Below are 6,653 nucleotides of genomic sequence, written 5' to 3'. Positions count from 1 at the left end.
GATAGGCACTGGCTCGACATTCGTTGATCTGCAAAGCACGGCAGCCGCCACCAGCATTCAGGGGGGAGACGGAAACGACACCGTCTATTTTGAAGGGGCCGGAACGGCGACCAGCATACAGACCGGTGCAAATAGTGATCAGATCTATTTCTTCAATGCGAGCGCGTGGAACACAGGCATCACTATCGATGGGGGCAGCGGGTTCGATACCCTGTACCTCTACCCGAGCAACGCTACGCTCGATTTGCGCTCGGCCACGTTGACGAACCTGGAATCGATCAACTTGAACGGAAGCAATCTGACGGCGTTGATCGATGCGGATGCGCTTACTGGAATCACGAATCTTAGCGGCAATTCGTCGGGTAACAACAAGTTTGTCACCGCGGACGCGACACTGGACCTTTCGGGAAAGTCAGTAAGCGCCGTCACGATTGAAAGCTCGAACGTCACCGGTACCACCTTCACCGTCAGTAATTCTACTTCGGCATTCCAAGTTCTTGGAGGCTCAGGCAGCGACACCATCCAGACTTCGAATTTTGCTTTCACAGCTACTCAACGTGATGCGATTTTCAACGGTTCGTCCATCGAGCTTATCCACGACACAAGTGGCTTTTATGGCGACGAAACCGCAAACACGATCACAGGCACCGCGGCCGCCGATAATATTCAGGGCGGCGGTGGCGCCGACAGGATCACGGGCGCAGCTGGACTCGACTCCCTGTCGGGCGGCGCGGGCGGTGACACGTTTGTTTTTAACTTCCCCTCGGAAGGCATGGACACGATTAGCGATTTCGTACCCCTGAGCGATTCGCTCGAGATTTCAGCGGCAGGTTTTGGCTCAGGGCTCGTGGCCGGCAGCTCCGCGACATTGATAACTGCCTCTGACGTCTCATTAGCATCACACGCTGGTAGCATTGGGTATTTTATCTTCGTAGACCAGGGGACTAACGCTGGCACGGTCTATTGGGATGCGACAGGTGGATCGGGCACGGACGCCATCGCTCTGGTCAAGCTTCAGGGGGTCGCTTCGCTTGCGTCGTCCGATTTCCACCTAGTGTGATGCAAGAGCGGCGGCAGACACTCATTGGTAAGCGCTGTTTTCAGGCCACAGCTTTGAGGTCGTGACGGCAATATGCCCACGGCAGGCGTCCGGCGACGGAGCCTGCGAGCAAGTTGACGATTTCATGGCGGCTGACACGGTCCCGACAAGGAGGTCTTGGGTGAGTGCACTGTTGGCGCCTGATGTCGCCGAATTTGAGCGCGCGATGTACGCATCCGGCGTAGGCCGCATGCTGGTTGGATCATTCCCGTTGCCAGCGCGTGAGCAGCTTGGGGTTTTCTTTGTAGAACCTGACGAGCTCGATCAGGTTTTCGATGCCAAAGTCGGTGAAGACCTGAACACCATCTTCGCCGACGCCATAGACCCAGATCAGGCCGTCCTCGATCTCCATTTCAATGGCAATGTCGCGCAGCCAGTCTTCGTCTTCACCGAGGTCCTTTGCGACCTGGATGATGGTGGTGACGTGATGAACCTTGTTGACGTGCGTGGTCATGCCGCTCGAGCGGGGCACTGGCTCGACATTCGTTGATCTGGACCGCCGACGAGATCGATGCAGCCTTCGTCAGTTTCGAGAACGGCTATCACCGCGCGGTGACGCGGATCGACGACGACCGAAGACGCTCGGACCAAAGAATTCCACGCAATGCGAACTGGCACGCCAACTTCATCGACGATTTTTCGGTGGGCGAGAACCGGAGCAGGCATCGGACGTTTTTCGATACGTGGGGCCATGTCAACGGTGAATACGCGGTTCCGACCACGACCGACTACCGCACCACGTCGGGCTATCCGGAGGCGAAGCAATCAAGGAATCTCGCCGTGGCCGACCCGCAGATCAACGTCGATACGGGCGCTCCAATCATCAATCTCAGAGTGCCGATCCTGCGAGCGGGCGATTTCATCGGCTCCGCCGGCGCCAGCATCACTCTTGGTGTCTTGTCCGAATTCTTGGCGAGCCACCGCGCCAGCGCAAACAGCGCGACCATCATAGCCAACCCGGTGGACGGCAGGGTGATAGCTGCATCCGATCGGCAAAAGGGCGTTCGGGCGGTTGACGGCCGGCTGGAGGTCGCCCGGCTGAACAATTTCGACGACGAAAACGTGCGCGAGGCCTCACGACTGCACCGGCAAAGCAGGGACGACAATTTCCTCTTCCGATCGCCCCACGACGGGCAGGAGTGGAGCGCGTCTTTTACCCGATTTCCAGTCAGCTTTGACCATTACTGGCAGGCGATCATTCTCACGCCGACCGCGGACTTCATAGGTGAGCTCAAGAGGACCAACCGGCAGATCGTCACGATCATCGTTGCGCTCTCGGCGGCCGAACTCCTGTTGATCTACTTTGTGTCGCGACGGCTTTCTCGGCCCATTGAGGGGGTCTCGCGAGAATTGAAAGCAGTCGAAACGCTGGCTTTCGATCAGCCGCTCATGCGCGCCTCGAAGGTCAGGGAAATCGAGCAGCTTCAGTCCGCCGCAGCACTGCTGCGCAATTCACTGCAATCGTTCTGCTCGTTCGCGCCCGTCGATGTCGTCCGTGGTCTTATCAAATCAGGAATCCCGTTGCATCTCGGAGTGGAACGGCGCGACATGACGATCTTCTTCGCCGACCTCGAGAACTTTTCGACGCATGCCGAGCAATCGACGCCCGATGCACTGCTCGAACAGATGTCGGTCTATTTCGAGCAGGTGACGCGCGCCATTTCCGATGAGCAGGGGACGGTCGACAAGTTCATCGGCGACGGCATAATGGCGTTCTGGGGTGCGCCGGTCGCGCTGCCCGATCACGTGTTGCGCGGCTGCGCGGGCGCCTTGCGGGCGGTGCGGCGAATGGAACGGGTGAATGAGCATTGGCAGGCGGACGGCAAGCCGCCCCTGCGAATCCGCATCGGCCTGAACTGCGCTGAGGTTTTGGTTGGCAATATCGGACCCTCGGGGCGGTTCAGCTATACGGCGATCGGCGATGGGGTCAACGTTGCAGCGCGGCTGGAGGGCGCCAACAAGATGTTCGGCACCTCGATTTGCATCAGCGACAGCGTCTTCAATGCTGTCCCTTCCCGAATCGTCGTGAGACCGCTGCGCCGCGTGCAGGTCAAGGGACGGAAACAGGAATTCATGATCTACGAGCTGATGGGATTGGCGAACACCAGCGATCCCGAACTCAAAGTCCTCCCTGCTGATCAGAAATTGGCCGAAATGACCCGGGAAGCGTCCGCGCTCTTCGAAGCCGGAGACCTGGAAGGCGCGTTGCGCAGCTATGAGGACATTCTTCGCCAGTTTCCCGATGATAGTGTTGCGACTTCGATGATCGGCGCTTGCCGGGCGGGGAGCCTAGATTCCAAGTCGAAGTTCATCGCGGCGCCAGCGACCGCGCCGTAGGCAGCACGTTGTGCGGCGCAGCCGGCTGGTCGCCGGGCTGATCGCAAAACGCGCTTGCAGGTTGCAACCGCTCTGCGCAACAATGAGATGCACGGGCTTCGGCAGGGAGGACCACGTGAGCGAGCAACTTCATCCAGCGGCGCCTCATCATCTCCCGTTTTTCATCACTGGGCCGAACGAGGCTGACGGCCTGACGGTCTTCACGGGCCTACTCCTGGTGGCCGCGATCTTTTCCGTCGGCATCCTCTATTGGAAGCTGCACAGCCTGCCCGAGCGGATGGCGCACAAGTCGCAGAAGCTGCAGTTCGAGCTTGTCGCCGTCCTCGGCCTGATATCGCTTTTCACCCACATGCACATCTTCTGGATCGCCGGATTGCTGCTCGCGTTGGTCGATCTGCCGGATTTCGGCACGCCGTTGCGCAGCATTGCTGGATCGGTCGAGAAGATTGCGGGCGCTGCGTCGGAAAGCGACGTGACGATAGCGCCAGTGTCACCAGCCACGGAAACCGTCGCGCCAAGAGCCGCTGGCACGGAGCAAGAGGAGGTGAGGCGCCATGCTTGAGCTCATCCTCTGTTCACTGGTGACGATCCTGCCGGACTATCTCTATCGCCGCTATCGTCAGGGCCGGCGGTTCGGTAAGGAAATCACCTTCTTCTCGGTCTGGTACGAACTGCGCTGGGGCATCACCGGCTGTCTGATGCTGGCCGTCGCGCTGATCACGATGATCTTCTACTACCATCCCTCGACCACCACCGCGGCCCTGTACTTCCGTACCGTTCCGATCTTGCCGGAAGCTTCGGGCCGGGTCGCCGAGGTCAACGTCGGCTTCAGCGAGCCCGTGAAGAAAGGTGATGTTCTGTTCAGGCTCGACAGTTCGAGGCAGGAAGCCGCGCTCGAAACGGCCAAACGCAAGATCGCGGAGGTCGATGCAGCGCTGCACGCCGCGCAAGCTGACATGCTGAAGGCCGAGGCTCAGATCAACGATGCCAGAGCTTCCCACCAGCAGGCCAAGGACGAGCTCGACACGAAGACCGAATTGCAGCGTCGCAACCCAGGCATCGTGCCGCAGCGCGATATCGAGAAGCTTCAGGTGGCCGTCAGCGGCAGGCAGGCCGGCATCGACGCCGCACTTGCCGTCAAGGAATCGGTCTCCGCTCAGATCGCAACCGTTTTGCCGGCCCAGAAGGCCAGCGCCGAGGCAGCACTGGCGCAGGCTCAGGTCGACCTCGACAAGACCTATATCCGCGCCGGCGTCGATGGCCGGGTGGAGCAGTTCACGCTTCGCGTCGGCGATGTCGTCAACCAGGCGATGCGACCCGCCGGCGTGCTGATCCCGGAGGGAGCAGGCCAGCAGAGCCTGCAGGCGGGGTTCGGCCAAATCGAGGCGCAGGTCATCAAGCCGGGCATGGTGGCGGAAGTGACCTGCATCTCCAAACCCTGGGTGATCATTCCGATGGTTGTCGTCTCGGTGCAGGATTTCATCGCCGCGGGCCAGGTCCGAGCCGGCGAGCAATTGATCGATCCGCAGAGCCTGCGGCAACCCGGGACGATCCTCGCGTTCCTCCAGCCCCTCTACCAGGGCGGCCTGGAAGGGGTCACGCCCGGCTCACGCTGCATCGTCAATGCCTACACCAGCAACCATGACGTGATCGCCGCCAAGGAGACGAGCGCCGGCAAGGCTTTCGCCCTGCATGTGGTCGATGCGACGGCGGTGGTGCATGCACTGCTGCTGCGCATTCAAGCGTTGCTGCTGCCGATTCAGACGCTGGTACTAAGTGGGCACTGATACCAGTGAAGCGCGCCGGCTAAGTAGGCCCCCGGCCACGTTCGTTCCCAGCCGGTTGGCCCTCGGCGGGGAGAGCGCGTTCAAGGATATGCCAACGATTTACCATCCCGATTTCGGCTACAAAAAATCGCGCCGCGCCCTCGAAGCTTTTTGCCGGATTGTAAATTTTTTGATGTCGCGGGATGCCTTCGGGGTCGCGCGGCTCCGTCGGCAAGAAGGCCGCGCCGGCGAAGGTGGCCAAGCCCGCCATGAACGAAAGGCGTCGAGTGGCCAGAAAGAGATGCTGATGCCGATCGAGGGCAAGAAGCCGAAGGAAGCGGCGGCGAAGAAGCCGGCGGCCAAGCCGCAGCGGAAGTCGGCTTGAGGGGCGTTAAAGGCGCAGGATGTCCTGAGGTTAGGCAGAAATCTGCGCTTGACCGGAGAACTACTGCTCGAGTCGATAAGTGTGTGGCAGTCGTTAGAGAGGTCTTCCGATGACCATCACCCTCAACCACACCATCGTCCCTGCCCGCGACGAGAAGGCTGCGGCGCAATTTTTTGCGCGCATTTTTGGCCTCCATCCCGATCCCAAAGGAGACCATTTCGCGCCGCTACGCATTAACGATACGCTCACGCTCCTTTTCGACGATGAGGAGGAGTTCGAGAGCCACCACTACGCCTTCCACGTCAGCGATGCCGAGTTCGATGCCATCTTGGGCCGCATTCGCGAGGCGAAGCTCGCCTATGGCAGCGGACCGCGGAGCCTCGATGACGGTAAGCTCAACGACTGGAACGGCGGCCGCGGCGTCTATTTTCGCGACCCCGACGGAGTGCTCGAACTCATGACCGTACAGCAGTGAGCTTCAACCCGTCCGCTGCGCCGACGACGTGATCGAGCGTTGTTATGCAATGCGTGACTCAGGTCATGGCGCCCTGCGCGGCAATCCCGATCCTTGACCTAGCGTCCGCTGTTGGAGGTCGACCGGAGATGGCCCGAGTCGCGCCCAAATCAACGCGAATGACCCTGGCTGTGTGAAAACACAGTCCCGCTGTTATGATTCTCCCGTGATTCTGAGGGGGAATTGATGAGGCGCTTCGTTGAGGGGGCGGATCGTGGGCAACGGACGCTGCTGCCTGAATGCCTCGATGATTTCATTGACGAGAACAACGCTGTTCGCGCGATCGACGAGTTTGTCGATGCGCTCGATCTGGCCGAGATGTGCTTCGCTGGAGTTGCGCCGGCGGCGACTGGCCGGCCGTCGTATCACCCCTCGGTTCTCCTGAAGCTTTACATCTACGGCTATCTGAACCGGGTGCAATCAAGCCGGCGGCTGGAACGAGAGGCCGGACGCAACATCGAGGTGATGTGGCTGCTGGGTCGGCTTGCTCCCGATCACAAGACCATCGCGGACTTCCGCAAGGACAACAGCCTGGGGCTGCGTAAGGTCTGT

Annotated in this window: 8 protein-coding genes; 7 read left to right on the top strand and 1 reads right to left on the bottom strand. The window is 60.3% G+C overall.

From position 1 onward, the window contains the following. Window positions 1–1,060, top strand: a 1,060-nt coding sequence (locus tag BLV07_RS48275) for a hypothetical protein (protein WP_176946202.1), incomplete at its 5' end; no start/stop codon positions are given. A gap of 241 nt (window positions 1,061–1,301) precedes the next feature. On the opposite strand, the gene BLV07_RS45575 is transcribed toward BLV07_RS48275, so the two are convergent. Continuing rightward, the gene (locus tag BLV07_RS45575) at window positions 1,302–1,553 is read right to left on the bottom strand and encodes a hypothetical protein (protein WP_091899124.1); all 252 of its coding nucleotides are present in this window, start codon (window positions 1,551–1,553) and stop codon (window positions 1,302–1,304) included. A 326-nt stretch (window positions 1,554–1,879) separates the two neighbouring features. On the opposite strand from BLV07_RS45575, the gene BLV07_RS45570 reads away from it, so the two are divergent. The 6 genes from BLV07_RS45570 to BLV07_RS45545 all read left to right on the top strand — a co-directional run. Next, window positions 1,880–3,436, top strand: coding sequence for an adenylate/guanylate cyclase domain-containing protein (locus BLV07_RS45570; RefSeq protein WP_143035753.1), 1,557 nt, complete (start codon window positions 1,880–1,882; stop codon window positions 3,434–3,436). A 115-nt stretch (window positions 3,437–3,551) separates the two neighbouring features. Beyond that, on the top strand, window positions 3,552–3,998 hold the full coding sequence (locus BLV07_RS45565; protein ID WP_244551469.1) for a hypothetical protein: 447 nt from the start codon (window positions 3,552–3,554) through the stop codon (window positions 3,996–3,998). Further along, window positions 3,991–5,223 carry an HlyD family secretion protein gene (locus BLV07_RS45560; RefSeq protein ID WP_091899122.1) on the top strand — a complete coding sequence of 411 codons (1,233 nt, stop codon included), beginning with the start codon at window positions 3,991–3,993 and terminating at the stop codon, window positions 5,221–5,223. Before BLV07_RS45565 ends, BLV07_RS45560 begins: the two co-directional genes overlap by 8 nt. Before the next feature lie 55 nt (window positions 5,224–5,278). After that, window positions 5,279–5,587, top strand: coding sequence for a hypothetical protein (locus BLV07_RS50015; protein WP_091899121.1), 309 nt, complete (start codon window positions 5,279–5,281; stop codon window positions 5,585–5,587). Between the two features lie 109 nt (window positions 5,588–5,696). Beyond that, window positions 5,697–6,062: a VOC family protein gene (locus tag BLV07_RS45550; protein ID WP_091899120.1), complete on the top strand. Its 366-nt coding sequence runs from the start codon at window positions 5,697–5,699 to the stop codon at window positions 6,060–6,062. A gap of 225 nt (window positions 6,063–6,287) precedes the next feature. Further along, window positions 6,288–6,653, top strand: a 366-nt coding sequence (locus tag BLV07_RS45545; protein ID WP_143035752.1) for a transposase, incomplete at its 3' end; no start/stop codon positions are given.

Origin of the sequence: Bradyrhizobium sp. Rc2d (genome assembly GCF_900099855.1) — a bacterium.
In the GTDB taxonomy this organism is placed as follows: Bacteria; Pseudomonadota; Alphaproteobacteria; order Rhizobiales; family Xanthobacteraceae; genus Bradyrhizobium.
This window is presented reverse-complemented; position numbering and strand designations above follow the sequence as displayed.

What these genes read in the sequence shown, in the direction of transcription:
- BLV07_RS45575 (WP_091899124.1), bottom strand. Translation starts at nt 1,553, where the DNA reads ATGACCACGCACGTCAACAAGGTTCATCACGTCACCACCATCATCCAG.
- BLV07_RS45560 (WP_091899122.1), top strand. Translation starts at nt 3,991, where the DNA reads ATGCTTGAGCTCATCCTCTGTTCACTGGTGACGATCCTGCCGGACTAT.
- BLV07_RS45550 (WP_091899120.1), top strand. Translation starts at nt 5,697, where the DNA reads ATGACCATCACCCTCAACCACACCATCGTCCCTGCCCGCGACGAGAAG.